General features: G+C 67.2%; 29 protein-coding genes. 13 read left to right on the plus strand and 16 right to left on the minus strand.

Annotation, left to right across the window (positions count from 1 at the left end; genetic code table 11):
* Nucleotides 1–9 precede the first annotated feature (9 nt).
* Complete coding sequence (locus ABDC78_RS24250) at nucleotides 10–1,152, plus strand: acyl-CoA dehydrogenase family protein (RefSeq protein WP_178358036.1); 1,143 nt, start codon at nucleotides 10–12, stop codon at nucleotides 1,150–1,152.
* A gap of 57 nt (nucleotides 1,153–1,209) precedes the next feature.
* On the opposite strand, the gene ABDC78_RS24255 is transcribed toward ABDC78_RS24250, so the two are convergent.
* The 3 genes from ABDC78_RS24255 to ABDC78_RS24265 form a co-directional block, all read right to left on the minus strand.
* Nucleotides 1,210–1,962, minus strand: coding sequence for a fasciclin domain-containing protein (locus ABDC78_RS24255; RefSeq protein ID WP_178358035.1), 753 nt, complete (start codon nucleotides 1,960–1,962; stop codon nucleotides 1,210–1,212).
* 145 nt (nucleotides 1,963–2,107) lie between these two features.
* Nucleotides 2,108–2,710 carry a TetR/AcrR family transcriptional regulator gene (locus ABDC78_RS24260; protein WP_178358034.1) on the minus strand — a complete coding sequence of 201 codons (603 nt, stop codon included), beginning with the start codon at nucleotides 2,708–2,710 and terminating at the stop codon, nucleotides 2,108–2,110.
* A 22-nt stretch (nucleotides 2,711–2,732) separates the two neighbouring features.
* Nucleotides 2,733–3,692: an SDR family NAD(P)-dependent oxidoreductase gene (locus ABDC78_RS24265; protein ID WP_178358033.1), complete on the minus strand. Its 960-nt coding sequence runs from the start codon at nucleotides 3,690–3,692 to the stop codon at nucleotides 2,733–2,735.
* Between the two features lie 66 nt (nucleotides 3,693–3,758).
* On the opposite strand from ABDC78_RS24265, the gene ABDC78_RS24270 reads away from it, so the two are divergent.
* The 3 genes from ABDC78_RS24270 to ABDC78_RS24280 are packed head-to-tail and all read left to right on the plus strand — an operon-like array spanning nucleotide 3,759 to nucleotide 6,184.
* Nucleotides 3,759–4,286 (plus strand): gamma carbonic anhydrase family protein, encoded by a 528-nt coding sequence (locus tag ABDC78_RS24270; protein WP_178358032.1) that lies wholly within the window; start codon nucleotides 3,759–3,761, stop codon nucleotides 4,284–4,286.
* 39 nt (nucleotides 4,287–4,325) lie between these two features.
* Nucleotides 4,326–5,471 carry an NAD(P)H-binding protein gene (locus ABDC78_RS24275; protein ID WP_178358031.1) on the plus strand — a complete coding sequence of 382 codons (1,146 nt, stop codon included), beginning with the start codon at nucleotides 4,326–4,328 and terminating at the stop codon, nucleotides 5,469–5,471.
* Entirely contained in the window at nucleotides 5,468–6,184 is a 717-nt protein-coding gene (locus ABDC78_RS24280) for a type II CAAX endopeptidase family protein (protein ID WP_178358030.1), read from the plus strand. Before ABDC78_RS24275 ends, ABDC78_RS24280 begins: the two co-directional genes overlap by 4 nt.
* A 113-nt stretch (nucleotides 6,185–6,297) precedes the next feature.
* On the opposite strand, the gene ABDC78_RS24285 is transcribed toward ABDC78_RS24280, so the two are convergent.
* The gene (locus ABDC78_RS24285) at nucleotides 6,298–7,119 is read right to left on the minus strand and encodes an enoyl-CoA hydratase (protein ID WP_178358029.1); all 822 of its coding nucleotides are present in this window, start codon (nucleotides 7,117–7,119) and stop codon (nucleotides 6,298–6,300) included.
* A gap of 107 nt (nucleotides 7,120–7,226) precedes the next feature.
* Between ABDC78_RS24285 and ABDC78_RS24290 the strand changes: the two genes are divergently transcribed.
* From ABDC78_RS24290 to ABDC78_RS24300, 3 genes are read left to right on the plus strand one after another with little or no spacing between them, the layout of a single operon-like run.
* Nucleotides 7,227–8,321 carry a CaiB/BaiF CoA-transferase family protein gene (locus ABDC78_RS24290; RefSeq protein WP_178358028.1) on the plus strand — a complete coding sequence of 365 codons (1,095 nt, stop codon included), beginning with the start codon at nucleotides 7,227–7,229 and terminating at the stop codon, nucleotides 8,319–8,321.
* 22 nt (nucleotides 8,322–8,343) lie between these two features.
* A complete protein-coding gene (locus ABDC78_RS24295) occupies nucleotides 8,344–9,096 on the plus strand; it encodes a 3-hydroxyacyl-CoA dehydrogenase (protein ID WP_178358027.1) in 753 nt (250 codons plus the stop codon).
* Entirely contained in the window at nucleotides 9,093–10,091 is a 999-nt protein-coding gene (locus tag ABDC78_RS24300) for a nitronate monooxygenase family protein (protein WP_178358026.1), read from the plus strand. Before ABDC78_RS24295 ends, ABDC78_RS24300 begins: the two co-directional genes overlap by 4 nt.
* 105 nt (nucleotides 10,092–10,196) lie before the next feature.
* On the opposite strand, the gene ABDC78_RS24305 is transcribed toward ABDC78_RS24300, so the two are convergent.
* Both ABDC78_RS24305 and ABDC78_RS24310 read right to left on the minus strand, forming a co-directional pair.
* Nucleotides 10,197–10,328, minus strand: coding sequence for a hypothetical protein (locus ABDC78_RS24305; RefSeq protein ID WP_256735944.1), 132 nt, complete (start codon nucleotides 10,326–10,328; stop codon nucleotides 10,197–10,199).
* A gap of 107 nt (nucleotides 10,329–10,435) precedes the next feature.
* Entirely contained in the window at nucleotides 10,436–10,975 is a 540-nt protein-coding gene (locus tag ABDC78_RS24310) for a DoxX family membrane protein (RefSeq protein ID WP_178358025.1), read from the minus strand.
* Nucleotides 10,976–11,125: 150 nt separating this feature from the next.
* Here ABDC78_RS24310 and ABDC78_RS24315 point away from each other — a divergent pair, with 150 nt between their 5' ends.
* From ABDC78_RS24315 to ABDC78_RS24325, 3 genes are read left to right on the plus strand one after another with little or no spacing between them, the layout of a single operon-like run.
* Entirely contained in the window at nucleotides 11,126–13,411 is a 2,286-nt protein-coding gene (locus ABDC78_RS24315) for an MMPL family transporter (RefSeq protein WP_178358024.1), read from the plus strand.
* Complete coding sequence (locus ABDC78_RS24320; protein ID WP_178358023.1) at nucleotides 13,408–14,115, plus strand: TetR/AcrR family transcriptional regulator; 708 nt, start codon at nucleotides 13,408–13,410, stop codon at nucleotides 14,113–14,115. Before ABDC78_RS24315 ends, ABDC78_RS24320 begins: the two co-directional genes overlap by 4 nt.
* Nucleotides 14,096–14,728: a class I SAM-dependent methyltransferase gene (locus tag ABDC78_RS24325; protein WP_178358022.1), complete on the plus strand. Its 633-nt coding sequence runs from the start codon at nucleotides 14,096–14,098 to the stop codon at nucleotides 14,726–14,728. The genes ABDC78_RS24320 and ABDC78_RS24325 overlap by 20 nt, the downstream gene beginning before the upstream one ends.
* Before the next feature lie 15 nt (nucleotides 14,729–14,743).
* Here ABDC78_RS24325 and ABDC78_RS24330 read toward each other — a convergent pair whose 3' ends face one another.
* A complete protein-coding gene (locus ABDC78_RS24330) occupies nucleotides 14,744–15,457 on the minus strand; it encodes an NAD-dependent deacylase (protein ID WP_178358021.1) in 714 nt (237 codons plus the stop codon).
* A 36-nt stretch (nucleotides 15,458–15,493) separates the two neighbouring features.
* On the opposite strand from ABDC78_RS24330, the gene ABDC78_RS24335 reads away from it, so the two are divergent.
* Entirely contained in the window at nucleotides 15,494–15,859 is a 366-nt protein-coding gene (locus ABDC78_RS24335) for a GntR family transcriptional regulator (RefSeq protein WP_178358077.1), read from the plus strand.
* 26 nt (nucleotides 15,860–15,885) lie between these two features.
* Here ABDC78_RS24335 and ABDC78_RS24340 read toward each other — a convergent pair whose 3' ends face one another.
* From ABDC78_RS24340 to ABDC78_RS24350, 3 genes are read right to left on the minus strand one after another with little or no spacing between them, the layout of a single operon-like run.
* Nucleotides 15,886–16,713 (minus strand): class I SAM-dependent methyltransferase, encoded by an 828-nt coding sequence (locus tag ABDC78_RS24340; RefSeq protein WP_178358020.1) that lies wholly within the window; start codon nucleotides 16,711–16,713, stop codon nucleotides 15,886–15,888.
* Nucleotides 16,710–17,252: a DUF1697 domain-containing protein gene (locus ABDC78_RS24345; RefSeq protein WP_178358019.1), complete on the minus strand. Its 543-nt coding sequence runs from the start codon at nucleotides 17,250–17,252 to the stop codon at nucleotides 16,710–16,712. The genes ABDC78_RS24340 and ABDC78_RS24345 overlap by 4 nt, the downstream gene beginning before the upstream one ends.
* A complete protein-coding gene (locus ABDC78_RS24350) occupies nucleotides 17,252–18,079 on the minus strand; it encodes a class I SAM-dependent methyltransferase (RefSeq protein WP_256735943.1) in 828 nt (275 codons plus the stop codon). Before ABDC78_RS24350 ends, ABDC78_RS24345 begins: the two co-directional genes overlap by 1 nt.
* Before the next feature lie 43 nt (nucleotides 18,080–18,122).
* Between ABDC78_RS24350 and ABDC78_RS24355 the strand changes: the two genes are divergently transcribed.
* Nucleotides 18,123–18,566, plus strand: coding sequence for a PPOX class F420-dependent oxidoreductase (locus ABDC78_RS24355; protein ID WP_178358017.1), 444 nt, complete (start codon nucleotides 18,123–18,125; stop codon nucleotides 18,564–18,566).
* A gap of 17 nt (nucleotides 18,567–18,583) precedes the next feature.
* Complete coding sequence (locus ABDC78_RS24360; protein ID WP_178358016.1) at nucleotides 18,584–18,784, plus strand: DUF5302 domain-containing protein; 201 nt, start codon at nucleotides 18,584–18,586, stop codon at nucleotides 18,782–18,784.
* Between the two features lie 89 nt (nucleotides 18,785–18,873).
* Here the strand turns inward: ABDC78_RS24360 and ABDC78_RS24365 are convergent, their stop codons facing one another.
* The 6 genes from ABDC78_RS24365 to ABDC78_RS24390 form a co-directional block, all read right to left on the minus strand.
* Nucleotides 18,874–20,505 carry a cation acetate symporter gene (locus ABDC78_RS24365; RefSeq protein WP_178358015.1) on the minus strand — a complete coding sequence of 544 codons (1,632 nt, stop codon included), beginning with the start codon at nucleotides 20,503–20,505 and terminating at the stop codon, nucleotides 18,874–18,876.
* Entirely contained in the window at nucleotides 20,502–20,858 is a 357-nt protein-coding gene (locus ABDC78_RS24370; protein ID WP_178358014.1) for a DUF485 domain-containing protein, read from the minus strand. Before ABDC78_RS24370 ends, ABDC78_RS24365 begins: the two co-directional genes overlap by 4 nt.
* Before the next feature lie 158 nt (nucleotides 20,859–21,016).
* Nucleotides 21,017–22,759 (minus strand): cation acetate symporter, encoded by a 1,743-nt coding sequence (locus ABDC78_RS24375; RefSeq protein ID WP_178358013.1) that lies wholly within the window; start codon nucleotides 22,757–22,759, stop codon nucleotides 21,017–21,019.
* Nucleotides 22,756–23,130 carry a hypothetical protein gene (locus ABDC78_RS24380; RefSeq protein WP_178358012.1) on the minus strand — a complete coding sequence of 125 codons (375 nt, stop codon included), beginning with the start codon at nucleotides 23,128–23,130 and terminating at the stop codon, nucleotides 22,756–22,758. The genes ABDC78_RS24375 and ABDC78_RS24380 overlap by 4 nt, the downstream gene beginning before the upstream one ends.
* Nucleotides 23,123–23,941 (minus strand): LytTR family DNA-binding domain-containing protein, encoded by an 819-nt coding sequence (locus ABDC78_RS24385; protein ID WP_178358011.1) that lies wholly within the window; start codon nucleotides 23,939–23,941, stop codon nucleotides 23,123–23,125. The genes ABDC78_RS24380 and ABDC78_RS24385 overlap by 8 nt, the downstream gene beginning before the upstream one ends.
* Nucleotides 23,941–25,164 carry a histidine kinase gene (locus ABDC78_RS24390; RefSeq protein WP_178358010.1) on the minus strand — a complete coding sequence of 408 codons (1,224 nt, stop codon included), beginning with the start codon at nucleotides 25,162–25,164 and terminating at the stop codon, nucleotides 23,941–23,943. Before ABDC78_RS24390 ends, ABDC78_RS24385 begins: the two co-directional genes overlap by 1 nt.
* Nucleotides 25,165–25,296: the final 132 nt, after the last annotated feature.

A 25,296-nucleotide genomic window follows, 5' to 3' on the forward strand; every position in this document is an offset into this window, starting at 1 on the left:
AGGAACACGATGAAGCGATTGATCTACGACGCCGAACACGAGGCGTTCCGCGACACCGTTCGCGGATACATCGAGAGTGAGCTGGTTCCGAACGCCGAGAAGTGGGAAGCCGACCGCATGGTCGACCGGTCCGCTTACGTGGCCGCCGGCAAGCACGGGCTCATCGGCTTCAACATGCCCGAGGAGTACGGGGGCGGTGGCACCGATGATTTCCGGTTCAACGCTGTCATCGACGAGGAGATCGCCAAGGCCGGTGTCGCCGGACCCGCGCTGAGCCTGCACAACGACGTCGTCGCACCGTATTTCAAGGACCTGTCCAACGACGAGCAGAAGAAACGCTGGTTGCCCGGCATCGTCAGCGGCGAGACGATCATCGCGATCGCGATGACCGAACCCGGCGCCGGCAGTGACCTGGCAGGCATCCGCACCTCGGCGGTGCGCGACGGAGACGACTGGATCCTCAACGGGTCCAAGACGTTCATCTCGTCGGGGATCAACTCCGATCTCGTCGTCGTCGTCGCCCGCACCGATCCCGAGGCCGGCCACAAGGGCTTCTCGCTGCTGGTGGTCGAGCGTGACATGGACGGTTTCACCCGTGGCCGCAAGCTCGACAAGATGGGCCTGCACGCCCAGGACACCTCGGAACTGCATTTCGAGAACGTCCGGGTGCCGTCGGCCAACGTGCTCGGCAAAGAGGGCCGTGGCTTTTACCACCTGATGACGAACCTGCCCTCGGAGCGGCTGTCGATCGCCATCTCGGCGATCGCCGGTGCCCGCGAAACCTGGCGGCAGACAGTGCAATACGCCAAGGATCGCAAGGCCTTCGGACAGTCGATCGGCAGCTTCCAGCACAACCGGTTCCTGCTCGCCGAGATGGACACCGAACTCGACGTGACCGAGCAGTACGTCGACCGGTGTCTGCAGGGTGTCGTCGACGGTGAACTGACCGCTGTCGAAGCGGCCAAGGCGAAGTGGTGGGCCACCGAGACCGCCAAGAAGGTGATCGACGGTTGTGTGCAACTGCACGGCGGCTACGGCTACATGATGGAGTACCGGGTGGCCCGCGACTACGTGGACTCCCGAATCCAGACGATCTTCGGTGGCACCACCGAGATCATGAAGGAGATCATCGGCCGCGACCTCGGCCTCTGACAGCGAATTCGGCGCGTTTTGCGACGCTCAGCGTCGCACAACGCGCCCGATTCGCATCTAGCCGACGGGTGCTTCGGCGGCCGGCGAGAGCGGTGCCTCGGCGGCAGGCGCCTCGGCGGGCAGCGTCTCGGTCGGCGTCGTCGTCGGAGTCGTGGTCGTGGTGGTGGGGCTCGTCGGCGTCGCCAGGATCGGTTCCGGCGCGTCGGCCGGGTTCAAGACGTTGTCGACCAGATAGATCTTCGCGTTCTGCGCCGGGATGCCGCCACAGAGGACCTTGGTGGTCTCGTTGACCTGGATGTCGCCGCCGGAGCCGGTCACCTCGATCTCGGTGCCCTCCTGGGTCGGACGCTGGCCCTTCACGGTGTCGGGTCCGAGCAGGCCGAGGAACCCGTGGTAGTAGACCAGCTGTGTCAGCGCGGCCGGATCGGTGCGCAGCATCTCGAGCTGCTCGGGCGGCAGGGCAGCGAAGGCCTCATTGGTCGGCGCGAAGATCACGTAGGGGCCGTTGTCGAACACCGACGCCACATTGACGGCGGGGTTGATCTGGCCGGAGATCGCCTGGCTGAACGTCGCGGCTTCCGGAATGCTGGCCAGCGCCGTGCTGACGGGCAGGTTGGCCAGGCCCTTCCAGTTGGGCACTGCTTCCTTGAAGGGCCCGCACTCGGGTCCCTGCGGATCGGGAATCTCAGCGACGGGCGTGGGGGTGGGAGTCGTCGGCTGGGCGTACGCGGTGACTGCCAGCGGAACCGACAGGGCGATCGCGGCGGCACCCACAGCGACGCCGATGGCTTTGCTGGTGTTGGTCTTCACGTTCTGCTCCTCATGCTCTCAGGTCGTCTGGCATGGTATGTGCACGAATTGGCTACGACCAAGTCGGCACCATTGCCGTGGACCCCGAAACCGACGGCAATCAAGCTTGTGACCAGCGGGTTCTGTGCCCGGTGAGGAACAGGTCTCAGGGCTCTTCCGGCAGCAGCGCAGCGACCACCCGGGCGAGGTCGTCGGCGGTGTCCTGGAAGGTCGCCGAACCCGAACTCGCCTGCACCATTGCTCCGACCAGTCCGAACTCGAGCGTCTCGGCCACCTCGGGCCAGGCATCCGAGCGCAGCACCGTGCGCACCCGTCGATGCAACTCTGCGTGAATACGCCGTCGGATCGCCTGCACCGATCGTTCATTGGAGATCAACGCGCTCGAGCAGGCCGCAGCCAGTTCTGGTTCATCGGCGAGCAGCATCACCAACTGGTTGAACAGGGCGACGACGCGAGTGCGGGCCGACTGGGTGACGTCGACGCTCAGCGGGGCGCCCCGCAGCATGCCGAGGTACACCTCGGCGACGATCGCGTCTTTCGACCTGAAGTACGCGCACACCTCACCGTGCGACACACCGGCACGATCGGCGATGCCCCGAGTGCTCAGATCGGCGAACGCCACGTCGCGCAGCAACTCGACCGTCACATCCAGCACGCGGTCCACCACATCGTGGTCCTCGCGGTCCCGTTCGCCGTACGAACGCAGGTAGATGATCTTCGCGGACGAATTCCGTGCCGGCTCAGCCATGCCGGCTACCTGCCCGTCCAGTTCACACGCTCGAGCCTAAGCGCGCTGCTCCCGGCGCGCAGAGTCGTTCGGACAGGTCCCACAGCGCCAGCGCACGGGCTTCGTCGACGGCGTAGGACGCCGCGGTCGCGACCCGGCAGTCGGACAGATAGATCCCGCCCTGTCCGTCCAACTCGTCGCTGACCGCTGCCCACACCTGTGTCGCGGCGCCCATCTCCGGCGGTACGAACTCGCGGCTGACATCAACACGACGCGCAGCAGGGTCGCGCTCGACGGTCCTCACCGTGCCCAGGGCGGCGAAGTCGTCACTGCTCATGTGCCGTGCCAGCGAGGTCGCCACGATCCCCGGATGTACCGCCAACGCGCGCACCCCGTTGTCGCGCAACCTGCGGTCCAGCTCGACGGCGTGCAGCACGTTAGCGGTCTTCGACGCGCCGTAGGCGACGAACTTGTCGTAGTCACGCCGTTCCCAGTTCGGGTCGTCGAAGTCCACGTCGCCCATCCGGTGACCGGCGGACGACAGGTTGACGATGCGCGCCCCATCCGCGGCCACCAGTGCCGGCAGCAGCGCTCTGGTCAGTTCGAAATGCCCCAAATGGTTTGTGCCGAACTGCATTTCGAAGCCGTCAGCGGTGCGGCCGAACGGGGTGAACATCACGCCCGCGTTGTTCATCAGAACGTGCACGGCGCCGGTGAGGTCCTGGATCTGTGCGGCGGCGGCGGCGATGCCGGCCAGTGAGGCCAGGTCGAGGTGAACTTTCGACAGCGTCGCGGCCGGAACGTGTTCACGCACCCACGTCTCGGTGGCGGCGAGGTCGTCACCGTTGCGGCCGGCCATGATCACGTGGGCTCCCGTCGCAGCCAGCGCTCTGGCCGACTCCCGTCCCAGACCCGACGACGCACCGGTGATGACACAGATCTTGCCGGTCAGGTCGACACCGTCGACAAGATCGAGCGCGGAGGGTGCGGATGCTGTGGTCACGACGTGAGGATCGCACGCGCAGTCCCGCGCCGGGTCACCCGGTCTGCAGTCCCTACGATGGCGGCCATGCCCGAGCCACTGATCCTGCCCATCGCCGGGCACACCCCTGAGCTGCACCCGCAGAGCTGGGTGGCGCCGAATGCCACCCTGATCGGTCAGGTCATCCTCGGAGACGGGGCCAGCGCCTGGTATGGCGCGATTCTGCGTGCGGAGGTGGAGCCCATCGAGATCGGCGCGGGCACCAACATCCAGGACGGCGTCACCATCCACGTCGACCCCGGCTTCCCCGCCCGCGTCGGCGCGGGTGTCAGCGTCGGCCACAACGCGGTGCTGCACGGCTGCACGGTCGAGGACGAGTCGCTGATCGGCATGGGTGCGGTGGTGCTCAACGGCGCCACCATCGGCACCGGGTCGCTGATCGCTGCAGGCGCGGTGGTGCCGCAGGGGGCGGTGATCCCGCCGCGGTCCATGGTGGCCGGGGTGCCGGGGAAGGTGCGCCGTGAGCTCAGCGACGACGAGATCGCCAACATCCGGATGAATGCGGTGCTGTACCAGGAACTGGTCAAGGTGCATCGTGATGCAGGCAACGTCTAGAACGGGTTCCGAACCGGTGGGTTCGGGTACATCCGTACGGTGAAAACCATGCGGACACTGGTCACCGGCGCGACCGGCTACATCGGCTCGCGTCTGGTCACCTCGCTGCTCGCGGAGGGCCACGACGTGGTCGCGGTCAGCCGCAACCCGCGACGGCTCGCTGATTTCGGCTGGCACGACGAGGTGGCGGCCGTCGAACTCGACGCACACGACGAGGTCTCGGCGCGGCAGGCTTTCGTCGACGCCGGCCCGATCGACGTCGTCTACTACCTTGTTCACGGCATCGGCGAGCCCGGATTCCGGGAGGCCGACAACCTCGCCGCGGCCAACGTCGCCGCCGCGGCCAAGGATGCCGGGGTGCGCCGCATCGTGTACCTCGGAGGCTTCGTTCCCGACGACGACTCGCTGTCCGAGCATCTGACCAGTCGCGCCGAAGTGGCCGAGGCGCTGACCGTCGACGGCGGACCCGACGTGGTGTGGCTGGGCGCCGCGATGATCTTCGGCGCCGGGTCGACGTCGTTCGAGATGCTGCGGTACGTGGCAGACCGGTTCCTGCTGCTGCCGATGCCCGATTGGTCGGCCAATCCGATCGACCCGATCTCCATCCGCGACGTACTGCACTACCTCGTCGCAGTGGCCGATGAGAAGGTGCCCGCAGGCGCCTATGACATCTGTGGTCCGGAGACCACCACCTACGGCGACCTGCTTCGGACCTACGCCCGCGTCGCCGGTATCTGGCGCACACCGGTGGCGGTATACGGAGTCGAGCCCTGTCTGGTGTCGCGGGTGAGCGGTGTCATCCTCCCCGTGCCCGGGGGGCTGGCCGGGGATCTCATTGAGTCCCTTGACTATCCGATGATGGCGTCGAAGCGCGGCATCGCCGACCACGTCGCCGAGCCGCCGGGCGGGCTGCTCGGGGTGGAGGACGCGATGCGTCGTGCGGTGACGAGTCCGCCGCGGCGGCCGGTGAACGCCCTGGCCGACGACCACCATCTCGCCGACACCGATCCGCTGTGGGCGGGGGGCGACACGTCGAGGATCCGTCAGCTCGCCCGTGCGGTGACACCGCCGCCGGTGCGCCCGATCCTGGGCTTGATCGGGATGGTGCCCGGTCCCGTCGCGGGTGCGGTGCGGACCGGCCTCGATACGATGATCGGTCTGGTGCCGAAGGGGAGTCCTGCGTGACCACACCGAAGGATCCCGGCTTGCCCGGCGAGTTGTACGGCATTGCGCGCACCCGGGCGGCGCCGTACAACGAATGGCCCGCGGTGATCCGTCGTCGCAAGATCGTCGTCTCGGTCTTCCTCCTGATCGGCGCTGTGCTGCTCGGCTACTCGCTGAGTCGGCCGCCGGGCGACGAATCGTTCATCTGGCTCACGCTCGCACTGGCCGCGGTGTGGGCTGTCGGCGCCTTCGCCTCCGGCCCGCTGCACCTCGGACATGTCCGTTTCCGGGCACGCAACCAGCGCCCCGTCATCACCGGCACCGCGGTCGGGTTGGCGCTGGGCGCCGTCTTCGTCGTGGGCGGTTTGGTCGCCCGCCAGATCCCCGGTGTGCGTGAGTACATCACCGTGGTACTCGAGTTCTCCAACGCCGGCCCGCTGTGGCTGATCGTCTTCATCACCGTGATCAACGGGGTGGCCGAGGAACTGTTCTTCCGCGGTGCGCTGTACACGACGCTGGCCAAGTACCGACCGGTGCTCGTGTCGACGGTGTTGTACGTGATCGCGACAGCGGCGACCACGGGCAACCCGATGCTGGGCTTCGCCGCGATCATCCTGGGCACGGTGTGTGCGCTGGAACGCCGGGCGACCGGCGGTGTGCTCGCACCGATGCTCACCCACTTCTTCTGGGGCCTCGTCCTGGTGCTCGCACTGCCGCCGATCTTCGGTCTGTAGGCAATCCCGGATCGAACAGCCGTTGAGACTGCACTGGCGGCGGCTCGCACTCGGACTTTTCCGCCAGGAATGCAGTCTCGATGAATGAGCGCTCAGTCTCGATGTAAGAGCGCTCAGGAGTCGGTGAAGTTCGCCGCTCTACGCTGCTGAAAAGCCTTGGTGCCCTCGCGGAAATCGCGGGACTCCAGCAGCATCAGCTGGCCCTGCTTCTCGAGCTCGAGGGCGTCTTCGAGCTCGGTCAGCGTCGCCGCATTGATCGCGTTCTTGGTCTTGCGCAAGGCCACCGCCGGGCCGGACACCAGTGTGGTGATGACCTTGTCGACCTCGGCGTCGAACTCGTCAGCGGGGTAGACGACGCTGACCAGGCCCCACCCGTAGGCCTCCGCCGCCGAGATCCGCTCTGCCAGCAGCGCCATCCGCATCGCGCGGATCCGGCCCACCGCCGCCGCGATCAGGGCGGACGCCCCGCCGTCGGGCATCAGCCCGATCTTGGTGAACGCCAACATGAAAAACGCCTTCTCCGAGGCGAGTACGACGTCACACGCCAGTGCCAGCGACGCTCCGACGCCGGCCGCCGCACCCTGCACCACGGCCACCGCCGGTTGCGGGAGGTTCACGATCGCGCGGATGCAGCGGTTGGCTGCGTCGAGCACGTCGGCCGGGGTTCCGGCGGCGCCGGGATTGGCGTGGTCTTCTTCGCTGATGCCCGCGCCGGAGGAGAACCCGCGTCCTGTGCCGCCGATACGGACCACCCTCACCCGGGGGTCTTCCGCGGCGCGTTCCAGCGTTGCGGCGAACGTGCTCAGCATCGGCGCGGTCAGGGAGTTCAGACTGTCCGGCCGGTTGAGTGTCACCGCCAGCACCCCCTTCTCGAGGGCGACGGTGAGGTCCTCGATTCCCGCGTAGGCGTCGGTGTCCGAGTCGATGGTGGTCACGAGCGTCCCCTATCCGAGGGCTGATGCCCCCTGGCCGGTCCGACTTGGTTATACAAGTAAGCTATGTCGGCGGTCAACTGAGCGATTCTGATGAAGGGCGGGCAGGCATGGCGGGACCACTGCAAGGACTGCGGGTTGTGGAGCTGGCCGGCATCGGCCCGGGGCCGCACGCGGCGATGATCCTCGGCGACCTCGGCGCCGACGTGGTCCGTGTCGAGCGCCCGGGTAAGGGGCCCGGTCCGGCGACCAAGCCCGGCGGCGACTACCTGCTGCGCAACCGCCGGTCGGTGGCCGCGAACCTGAAAAGCGATGAGGGCCGCGAGTTCGTGCTCCGGTTGATCGCGAAGGCCGATGTGTTGATCGAGGGCTTTCGGCCCGGTGTCACCGAACGCCTCGGCCTGGGACCGGACGACTGCGCCAAGGTCAACGAGCGGCTCGTCTACGCGCGGATGACCGGGTGGGGCCAGGACGGACCACGCGCTCAGCAGGCCGGCCACGACATCAACTACATCTCACTCAACGGGGCCCTGCATGCGATCGGCCGGGCCGGTGAACGGCCGGTGCCGCCGCTGAACCTCGTCGGCGACTTCGGTGGCGGGTCGATGTTCCTGCTGGTCGGCGTGCTGTCGGCACTGTGGGAGCGGGAGCGCTCCGGCAAGGGTCAGGTCGTCGACGCCGCGATGGTGGACGGATCGAGCGTGCTGTCGATGATGATGTGGGCGTTCCGCGGGATGGGCATGTGGAGTGACGAACGCGGCGTGAACATGCTCGACACGGGTGCGCCCTACTACGACACCTACACCTGCGCCGACGGCCGCCATGTCGCGGTCGGCGCGATCGAGCCGCAGTTCTACGCCGAGATGCTTGCCGGCGTCGGCCTCGACCCGGCGGATCTGCCCGACCAGAACGACATGAGCCGGTGGCCCGAACTCCGTGAACGTCTCACCGAGGCGTTCGCCGCGCACGACCGGGACCACTGGGCTGGGGTTTTTGCCGGCACCGATGCGTGTGTGACGCCGGTGCTGTCGTTCGCCGAAGTGGAGTCCGAACCCCACAACACCGAGCGCGACACCTTCTACAGCGAGAACGGCTCTCTCTACCCGGCGCCGGCGCCGCGGTTCTCACGCAGCGCCACCACCGCTCCGAAGCCGCCGGGAATCCCCGGTGCTGACACCGAAGACATTCTCCAGGAATGGGTTTGAGCAACAGAAAGGGAAAAGATCTGTGGAGATCAAAGACGCCGTAGCAGTCGTCACCGGAGGTGCCTCCGGGCTCGGCCTCGCGACGACGAAGCGACTGCTCGACCGTGGAGCGTCGGTCGTGGTGATCGACCTCAAGGGCGAGGACGTGGTCAAGGAACTCGGCTCACGTGCCAAGTTCGTCGAGGCCAACGTCACCGATCCCGAGCAGGTGAGCGCCGCACTGGATGCCGCCGAGGAGATGGGTCCGCTGCGGATCAACATCAACTGTGCGGGCATCGGCAACGCCGTGAAGACCCTCGGCAAGGACGGGCCGTTCCCCTTGGACTGGTTCAACGCCGTCGTCCAGGTGAATCTCATCGGCACCTTCAACGTGCTGCGGTTGTCGGCTGAGCGGATCGCCAAGACCGAACCCCTCGGTGAAGAGCGTGGCGTCATCGTCAACACCGCATCCGTGGCGGCGTTCGACGGTCAGATCGGCCAGGCCGCCTACTCGGCATCCAAGGGTGGTGTGGTCGGCATGACCCTGCCGATCGCCCGTGACCTCGCCCGCGAGTTCATCCGTGTGGTCACCATCGCTCCGGGCCTGTTCAAGACCCCGTTGCTCGCCGGTCTGCCCGAGGAGGCGCAGGCGTCGCTGGGCAAGCAGGTTCCGCACCCGGCCCGGCTGGGCGATCCCGACGAATACGGTGCGCTGGCCGTGCACATCGTCGAGAACCCGATGCTCAACGGCGAGGTGATCCGCCTCGACGGCGCCATCCGCATGGCCCCGCGATGAGCATCACGACGAAGTTCACCGAGGCTTTCGGGGTCGAGCATCCGATCGCCCAGGGCGGTATGCAGTGGGTGGGCCGCGCGGAACTGGTTGCGGCGGTGGCGAATGCGGGTGCGCTGGGTTTCATCACGGCGCTGACGCAGCCGACGCCGGCCGATCTGGCCAACGAGATCGCCAAGACACGGGATCTGACAGACAAGCCGTTCGGGGTGAACCTGACGATCCTGCCGTCGATCAACCCGCCGCCTTACGACGAGTACCGGCAGGTCATCGTCGATGCCGGCATCAAGATCGTCGAGACCGCGGGTTCCAACCCGGCGCCGCACCTGCCGATGTTCCACGACAACGGCATCAAGGTGCTGCACAAGTGCACCTCGGTGCGGCACGCGGTCAAGGCGCAGAGCCTGGGTGTGGACGGCATCAGCATCGACGGGTTCGAATGCGCGGGCCATCCGGGGGAGGACGACATCCCGGGCCTGGTGCTGATCCCTGCTGCGGCCGACAAGATCGAGATCCCGATGGTCGCCTCGGGCGGATTCGCCGACGGCCGCGGTTTGGTCGCCGCGCTGGCGCTGGGTGCCGACGGCATCAACATGGGTTCGCGGTTCATGTGCACCGTTGAGTCCTGCATCCATGAGAACGTCAAGCAAGCCATCGTCGCCGGCGATGAGCGGGGCACCGAGTTGATCTTCCGCAGCCTGCACAACACCGCGCGGGTCGCGTCCAACGAGGTGTCACGCGAAGTGGTGGACATCCTCAAGCAGGGTGGTCAGTTCGAGGACGTCAAGGACCTGGTCGCCGGTGTCCGCGGGCGCAAGGTGTTCGACGACGGCGATGTCGACGCCGGGATCTGGACGGTGGGCACGGCCATGGGCTTGATCAACGACATCCCGACCGTCGGTGATCTGGTCGCGCGCATCGTGGGCGAGGCCGAAAGCCTGATCGCCGGGCGCCTGGCCGACATGCTGACACCGGCGGTAGAGGGTGCGGGAGTGTGAGGCAGACATCCGACGGAGGCGAGTCGGGGCGCAACTAGCCGTTGCGCGCGCCTGCGTCAGGCACACCGGATGAGGAACGCGCGGCCCAGCGGGCCGCGCGTTCTTTCACACTGCGGTGGGTAGGAAGTGTTCGTCGTCGAGCTGCTCGGAGGTGATTCCCTCGACCAGGACATCGCCGTGGTAGAGAGCCTCGAAGTCAACCTTGATGACATCAGCACTGGTGTCGTCGATCCACATGTACTGAACAGTAACCACGGCTCTTAAGGAGTCTATGAGCCACTACTCGCAAAATGGTGGCAATTCCTACCGCCCGGTAGGTTCGCCGATCTACCGGCAGGTAGCCGTCAGGCCGGCGGCGCCGAGAAGTGGATCGGATTGATGCCGTAGAGCGCTACCCAGGTCACGATCGCAGCGACGAAGGCCACGCCCAGCAGGGCCAGCAAAACCCGCTGTGACCAGTTCACGCGCCGCAGAAGCGCCCGATCCAGCGAATAACCGCCCGCCCCGGTGAGCAACAGTGCCGCCGCGCCGAGGCCGATCAGGAACGGGACGTTGAACGGTTCGGACCAGAATGCCGCTCCCGAGACGTTCACCGCCCACGCACAGAGCATCGCGCTCAGCACGGCACACGCCGCGAGAGGTGTGAGCGCCCCGAGCAGCAGGAGGATCCCACCGAGAGTCTCCGATGCGGTCACCATGAACGCCGCGACCGTCGGCAGTCGCCAACCGGCCTCGGCGAGGAACTGGGTGGTGGTGGAGAAGTCGAGCGCCTTGATCAAACCTGCCTGCAGAGTGGCGCCACCAACCCCGAGACGCAGGATCAACAGGCCGAGGTCGGCGACCCCGGTCGGGGCCGTCTGCACGGTCGCGTGGTCGGTCGTCATCGCAGATGAGCGTATCGCGGTGTCGGCGGTGTGGTTGTTCATGATCATGTCGACTCATCGCGGCCGGAGAAGTCATCGTCGACCATTGACCGAAGCAAGTTATCGCTGATAACTTAGCCGTGATATCACAGTGTCAGACGGGACTCCCAGGTGTTGCAACGCATCGCACTGTCGGCCATCGCGGCGCCACGCCGGATCCTTGTTGTCGCCCTGCTCGTGATGGTGGGCTGTGGCATCTTCGGGGTCCCGGTGACCCAGCATCTGTCCGCCGGCGGCTTCCAGGATCCGACCTCGGAGTCCGCCGAGGCCACGCAACTACTGGTCGACAAGTTCGACCAGGGTGACATGGAGCTGCTGATCAGCGTCACCTCCGATGGGGCCGACGGCGTCGAGGGAGGGTCAGCGCGCGCCGTCGGCACCGACATCGCCGCGAAGCTGGAGCAATCGCCTCACGTCGCGAACGTCACGTCGGCATGGACGGCGCCGCCCGCCGCCACCCCGGCACTGATCAGTAGGGACGGCAAGACCGGCCTGATCGTCGCGGGCATCACCGGCGGGGAGAGCGCTGCTCAGAAGTACGCCAAAGACCTGACCGACGAGCTCGTGTACGACCGCGACGGGGTCACGGTCAAGGCCGGCGGCGTTGTGATGGTCAATGTGCAGATCAACGCCCAGAGCGAAAAAGATCTGCTCAGGATGGAAGCGATCGCGATCCCGCTGAGTTTCGTCGTGCTCGTCTGGGTGTTCGGCGGGCTGCTCGCCGCCGCGCTGCCGTTGGCGGTCGGCGCCTTCGCGATCCTCGGTTCGATGGCGGTGCTGCGCGGCGTCACGATGGTCACCGACGTCTCGATCTTCGCGCTCAACCTGTCCATCGCCATGGGCCTCGCGCTCGCGATCGACTACACCCTGCTGATCATCAGCAGATACCGCGACGAACTCGCCGACGGCGCCGACCCGGAGCGGGCGCTGGTGCGCACGATGGTGACGGCGGGCCGGACCGTGTTGTTCTCGGCGATGACGGTGGCCTTGTCGATGGTGGCGATGGTGCTGTTCCCGATGTACTTCCTGAAGTCGTTCGCGTACGCGGGCATCGCCGTGGTCGGGTTCGCGGCCGTGGCAGCCATCGTGGTGGCGCCCGCTGCGATCGTCCTCGCCGGCGACCGCCTCGACTCGCTCGACGTGCGCAGGCTGATCCGGCGCATCCTCGGCAGGCCCGAACCGGAGCCCAAGCCGATCGAGCAGATGTTCTGGTACCGATCGACAAAATTCGTGATGCGACGGTCGATTCCGATCGGGCTGACCGTCGTCGTGCTGCTGTTGCTGCTCGGTGCGCCATTCCTGGGCGCCAGGTGGGGATTCCCCGACGACCGGGTGCTGCCCACATCGGCCTCGTCGCGTCAGATCGGCGACGCGCTGCGCACCGACTTCGAGGTCGACTCGTCCACGAACGTCACCGTCGTGCTGCCGAACACCGACGGAATCACCCCCGACGCCCTCGACGGCTACGCCGCGGAACTGTCCCGCGTCGCCGACGTCACCTCGGTGTCCGCGCCGGGCGGCACGTTCGTCGCCGGGGCGTTGACCGGTCCGCCGTCCGCGGCCACCGGCTTCGCCGACGGCAGCGCCTTCCTCACCGTCGCCAGCTCCGCGCCGCTGTTCACCGACGCGTCCGACGCCCAGCTCGACGGGCTGGATGCGGTGGCGCCGCCCGCCGGTGCGCAGGTTCAGCTCACCGGTCTCGCGCAGATCAACCGGGACAGCGCCGACGCGATCACCTCCCGGCTCCCGATGGTCCTCGGTGTCATCGCGGCCATCACCTTCGTGCTTCTGTTCCTTCTCACCGGAAGTGTGGTGCTTCCGCTGAAAGCTTTGGTGCTCAACGTCTTGTCTCTCAGTGCTGCGTTCGGGGCACTGGTCTGGATCTTCCAGGACGGCCATCTCGGCGCGCTGGGAACGACGCCGACCGGCACGCTGGTGGCCAACATGCCGGTACTGCTGTTCTGCATCGCCTTCGGGCTGTCGATGGACTACGAAGTGTTCCTCATCTCCCGGATCCGCGAGTACTGGCTGAAGTCCGGGAAGACGACTGCCGACAACGACGAGAGCGTGGCACTCGGTCTGGCCAGGACAGGTCGGGTGGTGACGGCGGCGGCGCTGGTGATGTCGATCTCGTTCGCGGCGCTGATCGCAGCCAAGGTGGCCTTCATGCGGATGTTCGGCGTCGGCCTGACCCTCGCGATCCTCGCTGACGCCACCCTGGTCCGGATGTTGCTGGTCCCGACCTTCATGCACCTGCTGGGCCGCTGGAACTGGTGGGCGCCCAAGCCGTTGGCGAAGTTGCACGAACGGATCGGCTTCAGCGAACACGTGGCCGACGACGATCTGCCGGGCGCCACGACCGGGGATCGGGTCGGAGCGGGGAGGCATCGAGCGTGAGTGGCCAACGGCTGCGGCGCCACCGCGCCCCCCGTGGATCGGGTGATCAACTCGGCGACGAGATCCTCGATGCGGCAACCGATCTGCTGTTGGATACCGGTGACGCCAAAGCGGTGTCGATCCGGTCGGTGGCTCACCGGGTCGGGGTGACGCCACCGTCGATCTACCTGCACTTCGCCGACAAGGACGCACTGCTCGACGCCGTGTGCGCGCGGTACTTCGAGAAACTCGACGAGGAGATGCAGGGCGTCTCGGGCGCCCTCGGTGAGGGTGGTCAATCGGCCGTCGACGTGTTGCGGGCGCAGGGTCTGGCCTACGTCCGCTTTGCCCTGAAAAACCCTGAGCTGTACCGCATCGCGTTGATGGGGGAGGGCAGTCCCGGCAGCGATGTCGACATGACGCTGAACACGTCGGCTTTTGTGCACATGCGCGCGTCGGTTCAGGCGCTGATCGACGAGGGGATCTATCCGCCGGGGGACCCCACCACCTTCGCCCTGGAGTTGTGGACCGTCTCGCACGGCGTCGTGGCGCTGATGATCTCGCGTCCGTACCTCCCCTGGGCAGATGCCGAGGAGTTCGCCGAGCGAGTGTTGCGTGCGGTCTGCCTCGGGCAGATCGTGTCCGGGGCCATCGGGCCCACCGATGCGCCGTCGGAGACGGTGAACTGGCTCAAGGAGGTCGTTGATGAGCGACGTCGTCGATAACCCGTTCTTCGCGCGGCTGTGGACCGTGATGTCGACGCGCGAGCCCGAATCGCTGCGTCGGTTGCGGCGTGAGAACCTGGCCGGACTCTCCGGCAGGGTCCTGGAGGTCGGTGCGGGTACCGGGACCAACTTCGAGTTCTATCCCGACACCGTCAGCGAGGTGGTGGCCGTCGAACCCGAGCACCGACTCGCGGCGCTGGCCGAACGCGCGGCAGCCACCGCGTCCGTCCCGGTGACCGTCAGCACCCGCACCGTCGAACAGTTCCGCGACGGCGGGCAGTTCGACGCCGTGGTGTGCTCACTGGTGCTGTGTTCGGTCGATGATCCCGAACAGGTTGTCGGGCAACTGTTCTCGATGCTCCGACCCGGTGGCGAACTGCGCTACCTCGAGCACATCGCCGGTGTCGGCGCCCGGGCCCGGCTGCAGCGGGTCGCCGACGCCACCGTCTGGCCGAGACTGCTGGGCAACTGCCACACACACCGGCACACCGAGGAGACGATCACCGGCGCGGGTTTCCGTGTCTCCGGTGCCCGCCGCGAGTGGACCTTTCCCGCGTGGGTGCCGTTGCCGGTTGCCGAGTTCGCGATCGGCACCGCGGTCAAGCCCGGATAGTCGGGTCCGGCCCGGTCAGCCCAGCAGTGCCGGCAGCCGCTGCAACAGCCCCGGCAGCGCGGTCGCCGCTGACTCGCGCAGCGTCACCGTCGCACTGCTCGACAGCGGGGTGGCCTCGGGATTGACCTCGATCACCGGGGTGCCGTTGGCGACCGCCATCTCGGGCAGTCCGGCCGCCGGATACACCACCGACGAAGTGCCGACGGCCACCACCAGGTCGGCATTGACCACCGCGTCGACCGACCGCTGCCAGGCGTCATCGGGCAGCGCTTCGCCGAACCACACCACGTCGGGCCGGATCAGCCCGCCGCACTCGCAGCGCGGCGGATCCACCGACTCGACCGGTTCGGGCATCGCGGGCACCTCGCCGCGGTACGCGGATCGGCACCGGTCGCAATGGAATTCGAACAAGCTTCCGTGGACGTGATACACCTGATTGCTGCCGGCGCGCTCGTGAAGGTTGTCGACGTTCTGGGTCACGACGTGGACGCCGGCGTAGTCCTCCCAGGCGGCGACGGCGCGATGGGCATTGTTGGGTGCGACGGTGCGCATCATGTGGTGGCGCCACAGATACCAGGCCCACACCCGCTCCGGGTGGTCGTGCCACCCCTGAGCGCTGGAGATCTCATAGGGGTCGACCTCGGCCCACAGACCGGTTTCGACGTCGCGGAACGTCGGCACGCCGCTCTCGGCTGAAATGCCCGCCCCGCTGAATACCGTCACCTGCACCCCACCAAAATAGCTGCTGTGGGTGATACTGGGCACGTGGCCGAATTGGGGGATTGGGTACGCGTCGATCCGCACGATGCCAGGCCGCTTTTCGACCAGCTCAGATCACAGATCATCGAAGGCATCCGGGACGGGGAACTGGCCCCGGGCACCCGGCTACCGACGGTCCGTGATCTGGCCGGTCAGATCAACCTGGCAGTCAACACCGTGGCGCGCGCGTACCGAGAGTTGGAAGCAGCAGGCATTCTTGAAACCAGGGGTCGCTTCGGCACTTTCGTGGCGCGGTCCGACCCGGCCGATGCCGCGATGGCAACAGCGGCCAACACGTTCGTGTCGGCGGCACGGGCGCTGGGCGTCGACAAAGGTGAGGCGCTGCGTTATGTGGAGACGGCTTTCGGCTGAGCCGGAGATCCGGCAGCGCCTGTTGGTCAGCCGAACTCGAGCAGCGTCGTCAGCGGCCGCACCGGGTCGAGCAGCGGGATCCGCTGAACCGTCCAGAGCAAGGCGTTGAGTAGGCGCCCGCGACCCTGCGGGGCCGGCAGGTCGTGGACCGCCCGAACCCCCGGAACCGTGTTGACCAGATCGGCCACCTCCGCGACTGACAGCGTGAACGGCATGGGCGGTACCCGGTAGCGCAGAGATGTCCGCACGCCGCGCCGAACCAGCGCGGCGGCGGCCGACGGCGGCAGGTCGAAGATCATCTGGCCGCCGGGGAACCGCGCCGCGCACTCGGTGATGAGCGCCATCGCCTCGTCGGGTTGCAGGTACATCAGCAGTCCCTCGGCGGTGATGAACACACCGTGCTCGGGATCCACCTGGTCCATCCAGCTGAAGTCCAGGGCCGATTGCGCACACAACCGCACCCGATCGGAGGACGGCAGGAGCTTGCGTCGCAGTTCGACCATCGGGGGGAGATCCACGGTCAGCCAGCGGAACCGGCTCGTGTCGCCGCCGGCGGCATCGAGTCGATGGAAGCTCGTCTGCAGCCCCTCGGCGAGCGCGACGACGGTGGCCTCGGGATGGTCGACGAGGTAGCGGCGGGTGTACTTGTCGAACACCAACGCGCGCAACGCCATATCCTGGCGTCGGGTGAAACCGAACTTGGCGAAGTCGTAGTCGATCGAGTCGACGAGGTGAATCGCCATCGGGTCGTCGAGGATGGCGTCAGGCCTCCTGGCCTCGCTGGCGCGCACCATCAGCGTCATCAGAGCGGTCTCGGACACCCCGGTGAGGTCGACGGCGTGCTTTCCGGTCATCGGACATCCATCCCCGGCCCACGCAGGACCTTGTTGATTGTGCGCAGGTTGCGCGTGGTGGTCGAAGACTTGTAGCGCTTCTTGCCCATCGTCTTGCCGATGGTGCTCTGCAGGGTCGAGGAGCGCGGCACCTGCCAGTACACCACGCCGTCGCCGAGCTGAACCTTCTCGTCGGGGTGCGGCCCGTCGGCGAGCGCTGCGAGCTCGGCCAGCACGTCGTCGTCGCTGACGAACGTCACGTAGGAATGGTGGTCGGCGACCTCCCGCTCGAACGGGTACGCCTCAGAGATTCCGGCAAGCGCATCCACTGGGTAGACGAGTACCCAAGCGTCGTAACCGAATTCATCACGCAGCGCCTGCTCGGCCTGTTTTCTGACCTTAGCTGTCGCGGATCGGCTGTCGAGCAGGACGTTGCCGCTGGCCAGTATCGTCGTCACATTCGTGAATCCGACCTGCTGTAGCGCCTCGGCCACAGCGGCCATCTTCAGGTTCACTCCGCCCACATTGACCCCGCGCAGGAACGCCGCGTAGCGCGTCATCAGCCGAATTCCAGCAGCGTGACGCTGGGCCGGATCCTGCGCATCACCCCGCGGTCAAGCGGCGGCCACGAGGCGAACCGGAACCAGCCGCGACCAGCGGGCAGCCGCACATCGTGGGCAACCTTCACCCCTGCGACGCCACCGGCCAGGGCGACACCTTCGTCGGCGCTCAGCGCAAACGGCATCGGCGGCGCCACGTAGCGCTCGGACAGGTTCAGACCGCGCAGTGTGCGGTTGCTGAACCACCGCGGGATCGAATCGAACATCATCGCGCCGCCGGGGAATCGCTGCGCACACTCGCGGATCAGGCCGAGCGCCTCCTCTGGTTGCAGGTACATCAGCAACCCCTCGGCGGTGATGAACACCCCGTGCGTCGCGTCCACGCGATCCATCCAGCTGAGGTCCAACGCCGACTGGGCCAGCCCGACGATGTGGTCCTCTGCAGGCAGGAGCCGAGCCCGCAACTCCATGACAGGAGACAGGTCGATCGAATACCACGTCGACCCGGTGAGTCCGCCGTGCCCGCCCAACCGCCAGTAGCTGGTCTGAAGACCCTCGGCGAGAGCCACCACCGAGGCCTTCGGGTGACTCGTCAGATAGTCGCGGGTCGCGGCGTCGAACGCCCTGGCCCGCAGAGCGTGCACCTGATCTGGCCTGCCGAACTTCGGGTAGTCGTAGTCGATGGCGTCGAACAGGGTGATCGCCCACGGGTCGCGGATGACCCCGTCGGAACGTTTGGCTTCGCCGGCACGGTTGCGCAGGGTCCACAGCGTGGTGGCGGACACGCCGTCGAGGATGCCGCCGTCGATCGAGGAGAATCGGGCCATCTGTTCGATCATCCCAGACGCAGCGGAGTCGTAGGCTCGTGGCATGACGCGCGATGTCTTCGACGACAAGCTGCTGGCGGTGATCGCCGGCAACTCGTTGGGCGTGCTGGCCACCCTCAAGAGTGACGGGAGGCCGCAGCTGTCCAATGTCTCCTACCATTTCGACGCCCGCGCGCTGACCCTGTCGGTGTCGATCACCGAGCCCAGGGCCAAGACCCGCAACCTGCGTCGTGATCCGCGCGCTGCGCTGCACGTCAGTTCCGACGACGGCTGGGCCTACGCCGTTGCCGAAGGAGACGCGGTGCTGACCCCGCCGGCCGCCGAACCGGACGACGACACCGTCGAGGGACTGATTGCGCTGTACCGCAGCATTTCAGGGGAGCACCCGGACTGGGACGACTACCGCCGGGCGATGGTCGACGACCGGCGGGTCCTGATGACACTGCCCATCTCTCACGTCTACGGCATGCCGCCGGGGCGGCGCTGAGGGTCTAGGCTGCGGGAATGGCATCCAAGGGGTCGGCGGAGTCCGCAGAGTCTTCAGAGTCCGCCGAGGACGACACGAAGCGCAAGTTCCGCGAGGCGCTCGAACGCAAGAAGGCGAAGTCGGCCGAGGGCTCGTCCCACACCGACGGCGGCCTCAAGAAGCCACGCGCGCACGGGCCGGTCGAGAACCGTCGCGAATTCCGCCGCAAGAGCGGCTGATCCGCACACCCCTTGACGCCGGAATTGCATTCCAGCAGGCCGCTTCTCGCGAAGCGCCTGCTGGAATGCAATTCCGGCGGAGGGTGGGGTTAGTGGGCGACCGCCTTCTCGGCGCCGATCCCGGTGAGCGACCGCACCTCCATCTCGGCGGCGACCTTCGGATCCTCGTCATCGGGTGAGGTGAACGTTCCGACGATGCCCAGGATGAAGGCCAGCGGGATCGACACGATGCCCGGGTTGGCCAGCGGGAACCAGGAGAAGTCGACGCCGGGGATCATCGCCGTCGGCGACCCTGACACTGCGGGCGAGAAGACGATCAGCACGATGGTCGAGATCAGACCGCCGTACATGCTCCACAACGCGCCACGGGTGTTGAACCGCCTCCAGTACAGCGAGTAGACGATCGTCGGCAGGTTCGCCGCCGCGGCGACCGCGAACGCGAGCGCCACCAGGAACGCGACGTTCTGACCGTTGGCCAGGATGCCGAGTCCGATCGACAGTGCGCCGAGCACGACCGCGGTGATCCGCGAGACCCGCACCTGCTCCGCCTCGGTGACCTTACGGCTCTTCCTCAGCGTGGCGTAGATGTCGTGGGCGAACGACGCGGAGGCGGTGATCGTCAAGCCGGCCACCACCGCCAGGATGGTTGCGAACGCCACCGCCGATATGACACCCAGCAGGATCACGCCGCCCAGTTCGAATGCCAGCAGCGGGGCCGCCGAGTTCACTCCACCTGCCGCGCTGAGGATTCGGTCCGGTCCGACCAGTGCCGCCGCCCCGTAACCCAGAACCAGGGTGAACAGGTAGAAGGCGCCGATGAGGGCGATCGCCCACACCACTGAGCGCCGCGCTTCCTTGGCGGTGGGCACCGTGTAGAAGCGCATCAGCACGTGCGGCAGACCCGCGGTGCCGAGCACCAGGGCAATTGCCAACGAGATGAAGTTGATCTGCGAGGTCAGCGAACCGCCGTACTGCGCGCCGGGGGCGAGCACGTCACGGTCGGCCACTCCGGCAGTGGTGGCGCCGCTGATCGCCGACTGCGCAGCGCCGAGGATCTCGGAGAAGTTCGCGCCGAACTTCGCGAACACCATGATCGTCATGATTCCCGCACCCGCGATCAGCAGGACCGCCTTGATGATCTGCACCCAGGTGGTGCCTTTCATGCCGCCGACCAGCACGTAGGTGATCATCAGCACGCCGACGACGGCGATGACGACCGACTGGCCCGCCCGGCTCTGGATGTCGAGCAGCAAGGCCACCAGGCCACCCGCGCCTGCCATCTGGGCGAGCAGGTAGAACAGCGACACCGTCAACGTGTTGGTCGCCGCGGCGAGGCGCACCGGCCGCTGCTTCAGTCGGAAGCTCAGCACATCGGCCATCGTGAATTTGCCTGTGTTGCGCAGCAATTCGGCTACCAGAAGCAGGGCGACCAACCAGGCCACCAGAAAGCCGATCGAGTACAGGAAGCCGTCGTAGCCGTACACCGCGATCGCGCCGGCGATGCCGAGGAAGCTGGCGGCCGACAGGTAGTCACCCGCGATCGCGATGCCGTTCTGCGTGCCCGAGAAGCCTCGGCCACCGGTGAAGAACTCGTCGGCCGTGGCGTTCTTCTTACTGGCCCGGATCACCACCACCATGGTGACGATGACGAACAGGCTGAAAATGCCGATGTTGGCGATCGGGTTGCCGACCGTCTCGGATTGCGCAAGGAGCGTGGTCATTTGAGCAGCTCTTCCTCGAGTTGGGCGCGGATCTTGCTCGACCGCGGATCGAGTTCGCGGTTGGCGAACCGCACGTACAGGCCGGTGATCACGAAGGTGGAGAGGAACTGGCCCAGACCGATGATCAGCCCGATGTTGACATCCCCCCACACCCGCGTACCCATGAAGTCACTGGCGAAGGCGCCCAGGGCGACGTAGAGGGCGTACCAGAGCAGGAAGATCGCCGTCATGGGGAACACGAAGCGGCGCAGCCTACTTCGCAGTTCCTGGAACTCGGGACTGGCTTGGACTTCCAGATAGCGTTCACCGCTGATCGCTTCCGGGCGAATAATAGGAGAATCTGTCTCGGACACCTTGATCTCACGCTCCTGACTGAGTGAACCGGTACTGCGGTGAACCTAGTTGAGATGTGGGTCACATACCCAGGCCTGACGCAGGTCACACGCTGAGGCCGGGAGTGGCTGCGGTGAGCGGTCGGTCGTCGACGACGAACGGCAGAAGGTCGTCCGCGTCAGCCCCTGGGCAGCCGCTCGATGCCCATGCCGAGGTTCTCGGGTACGTGCATCCGGGCGAAGATCGGCGCGACGTCCACAGGGACCGCCGATCGGGTGAGACGGCTGACGACGATCATCGTGGCGAAAGCCAGCGGGACGCTGACCGCGGCGGGATAGTCGATCAGCACGGCCGGCCAGCCGCCCAGCGCCTCGTCGTTGATCCCGCCCGCCACGGCGACGGTCACCGCTCCGCCGGACAACACCCCGCCCACGGCGAGGCCCCACATGGCGCCCACCGCGGTCAGCCCGCGCCACCAGATGCCGAGCACGAGCAGTGGGCACAGGGTCGACGCCGCGACCGCGAAGGCCAGACCGACGCTGCGGGACAACTCCATCTCGCCGGATGCGGCCAGCGCCAGCGGGATCGGGATCAGCCCACCGATCACCGCCGCCACCCGGAAGTCGCGGACCCGCCCGGGAAGCACGTCGGTGGCCAGCGCTCCTGCGAAACTGACCAGCAGGCCGGACGAGGTCGCCAGGAATGCGGCGATCGCGCCGGCGGCGACGAGCGCAGCGAGCAACTGCCCTGCGGCCCCCGCGATCGCCGACGACGGTGCCAGCAGCACTGCCGCGTCGGCGGCCCCGGTGATCAACAACTGCGGAACGTAGAGCCGGGAGAAGACACCCAGCAGCGTGGGGAACAGATAGAACAGCGACAGCAGGGCGATCACGGCGAGCGCGGTGCGACGAGCGGCGCGCCCGTCAGGATTGGTGTAGAAGCGGACCAGCACGTGGGGCAGTCCCATGGTGCCCAGGAACGTCGCGACCATGATGGACAGCACTTGGTACAGCGGGTGGTGACCGCCGAACCCACCTCCCGAGGCGATCCAGTCGCTACCTGCGGCCGGTGTGCCGGCCAGCACCGGTGTGGCTGCGCCCGCGGCCACGGTCAGCGTGCTGCCCGCGCCCAGCGTGTGCTCACCCGGCCGACTGATGGTTGCCGCGTCGACGCGTCGATCGTCGAGGGTGCCCGTGACCGTGATCCCGGCGGGCTGGGCGACCTGCACGACGACGTCGGTCTCGATGGTCACCGTCGTCTCCTGCTGCACCGTCGGGGGCAGCGGCCCTCCCAGGTCACCAGTGCGGTCGGAGAGGAACAGACCCGCCAATGCCAGCGCGGGGATCGCCACCGCGGTCAGCTTGAGCCAGTACTGGAATGCCTGCACGAACGTGATCGAGCGCATCCCTCCGGCAACGACGTTGGTGATCACGATGGCGCCGACGGCGAGTGGTCCCAGCCATACCGGTGTGCCCAGAAGGGTTTTCAACGCCAGACCTGCTCCCTGGTACTGCGGTACCAGGTAGAAGATGCAGATCACGACGACGACGAGCATCGCCACCTTGCGCAGGCGCGCGGAGCCGAGTCGGAACTCGGCGAAGTCCGGGACCGTGTAGGCCCCCGACCGTCGCAGCGGGGACGCGACGAACAGCAGCAGCCCGAGGTAGCCGGCGGTGAACCCGACCGGATACCACAGCGCGTCTGCACCGTACTTGGCGATCAGTCCGGCTACACCGAGAAATGATGCAGCCGAGAGGTATTCGCCGGATATGGCGGCGGCATTCCACTGCGGCCCCACCGAGCGTGACGCGACGAGGAAGTCGGATGTGGTGCGGGAGAAGCGCACGCCGTAGACGCCGATCGCCACGGTGGCCAACGCCGCAGCCAGCAGCGCCGCGGCGGTCAGCGGGGACCCGGTCATGGCTCCGCGTCGACGACGCCGACGAAGTCACGCTCGGCCTGCTCGGCCAGTCGCACGTAGAACCACCCGATGCCGTACAGCAGCGGATACGCCAGGACCGCGAGGACGAGCCAGTTGAGCCGGATACCGAAAGCGGTGATCGCACCCAGGCCGGGAAAAGCCGCATTGAGCAACGGGATGGCTCCGATCAGGCACACCACGACCGCGGCCAGTCGCAATGCCAGTCCCAGCTGGGCCCGCACAAGGCCCCGCACGAGCGCATCGCCGACCTGGGTCTGCTCCTGCACCTCGACCCGGGTGCGCACCAGTCGCGCGCCTCGCCGGTGCGCGAGCACCACCCGTTGGCGTTGTGGCCGTTCGCCGCTAGTCATCGCCGCTGCCGGCAGGTCGCAGGCTGCGCATCGGATTGCGCACCACCCGGTCACGCAGTTCACGGGCCTGCCTGCGGCTGACGGGAAGCTCTACCGGCGGTGAGGCTCCGTTGGCCTTCAGCCGCACCAGCACCCCGCCGTCTATGGTGCGCAGCCCGGTGACCAGCCGGAGGGCCACCAGGTACGAGCGGTGCACCCGCTGGAAACCGTGTTCACGCCAACGGGTTTCGAGAGTGCTGAGGGGAATACGCACCAGATGCGAACCCGACGAGGAGTGCAGTCGCGCATAGTCGCCCTCCGCTTCGATCCAGCCGATGCTGTCGCGGGGCACCAGATGGGTGACGCCGCCCAGTTCGGCAGGGACGACGTCGGAATCGGTTTCCCTGACGTCGGTGCCATCGGCAGGCGGCGCACCGGTGGTCGCCGTGGCCTGCGCCGTCACCACCCTCCGGATCGCTTCGTCGAGGCGGTGTTCCCGGATGGGTTTGAGCAGATAGTCCACGGCGCCCACATCGAAGGCGGCGATCGCCTTGTCGTCGTGGGCCGTCACGAACACGATGGCGGGCGGTCGGGAGAAGTTGGTCAGCACCCCGGCCATTTCGATACCTGACAACCCGGGCATGTTGATGTCGAGGAAGACCGCGTCGATGGTGCGCGCGTTGAGTTCTCGCAGCGCCGACGTGGCGTCGCCGGCACGCAGTACCTCGCCGATATCGGGATGCCTGCCGAGCAGATAGGCCAGTTCGTCGAGCGCCGGGGCTTCGTCGTCGACGGCGAGCACGGTCAGCGAATGCTGCTGTGGCTTCGTCATCACCTGCCCACTCCGTACGCCCCTCCGCTGGCCCGCACACCCGACCGGAACTTCGGGACTCGCATCACGACCTTGGTGCCCGCGCCGATCGCCGTTTCGACCACCAGACCGTAGTCGTTTCCGAAGGCCGCGCGCAGGCGATGGTCCACATTGGTCAGGCCGACATGCGCGGAGTTCCCGTCCTCGGCAGGCGCACCATCGGTCAGTGCGTCGCTGGGGCCGGTACGCAGCGCGGCGGGATCCATTCCGACTCCGTCGTCCTCGACGGTGATGACACAGTCGGAGCCCTCGTCCCGGGCGACGAGGTCGATCGATCCGCCGCCGCGTCCGGCGAAGCCGTGCCGAACCGCGTTCTCCACCAGCGGTTGCAACGCCAGGAACGGTACGACGACGTTGAGTACCTCCGGGGCCACCTGCAGCGTGACCTTCAGTGCCGTGCCGAAGCGGGCACGTTCCAGATTCAGATAGCGGTCGATGTTGCGCAATTCGTCGGCCAGCGTGGTGTACTGCCCGGCCGCGCGAAACGAGTACCGGGTGAAGTCGGCGAACTCGAGGATGAGTTCACGGGCGCGGTCCGGATCGGTCCGCACGAACGAGGCGATGGTGTTGAGCGCGTTGTAGATGAAGTGCGGGCTGATCTGTGCCCGCAGGGCCAGCACCTCGGCCCGGTCCAGTCGTGCGCGGGAAGCGTCGAGTTCGGCCAACTCGAGTTGGCTGGCCGCATAACGCGCGACTTCGCCGACAGCGCCGAGCATTCCGGGTGCGGGGGAGCGGGTGGTCACTACCACGAGCACGCCGAGGAGATCACCGCCTTCGGCGAGCAGTGGCTGCGCGACGACCGCGGAGGTCCCCACGTGGGTGAGCACACGGCGTTCTCCGGAGACCGACTGTGCCGCGGCGCCGTCGCAGGCGTCGAGCACGTGGCTCTGCCAGATGTCGTCTTCGGCGGGGTCGCGAGCGAGCAGTTGGCCGTCGCCGTCGAACAGGGCCAGCCCGTCGGTCCCGGTGAGCCCACGCAGGAACGGGGCGGCGGTCTCGGCGGAGTCGGTGTCGAGGCCCTGGCGCAGTGCCCGCGCGGCCAGCGATGCGGTGTGCAGCGCGGCGTGCACGGCGCGCTCGGTGGGGGTGGCCACCACCCGCCTGGTTCGCACGGCGAGCACCACGGCAGCCACGGCCGCCAGGATCAGCGCCGTCGTCAGCGCAATTGCGAGCTCGCCGGACATCTCACCTCGTCTGCAGTTGTGCCACCTTAAACATGCGGCGTGGCCGAACTGCGGTCGATTCGGTAACCCGCGGTCGTCACGACAGCGGCGACACCGCGGCCGCCGGAGAGGTCATCTGCGCTCGGGGTGGCT

Origin of the sequence: Mycobacterium sp. DL (genome assembly GCF_039729195.1) — a bacterium.
Taxonomy (GTDB): Bacteria; Actinomycetota; Actinomycetes; order Mycobacteriales; family Mycobacteriaceae; genus Mycobacterium; species Mycobacterium hippocampi_A.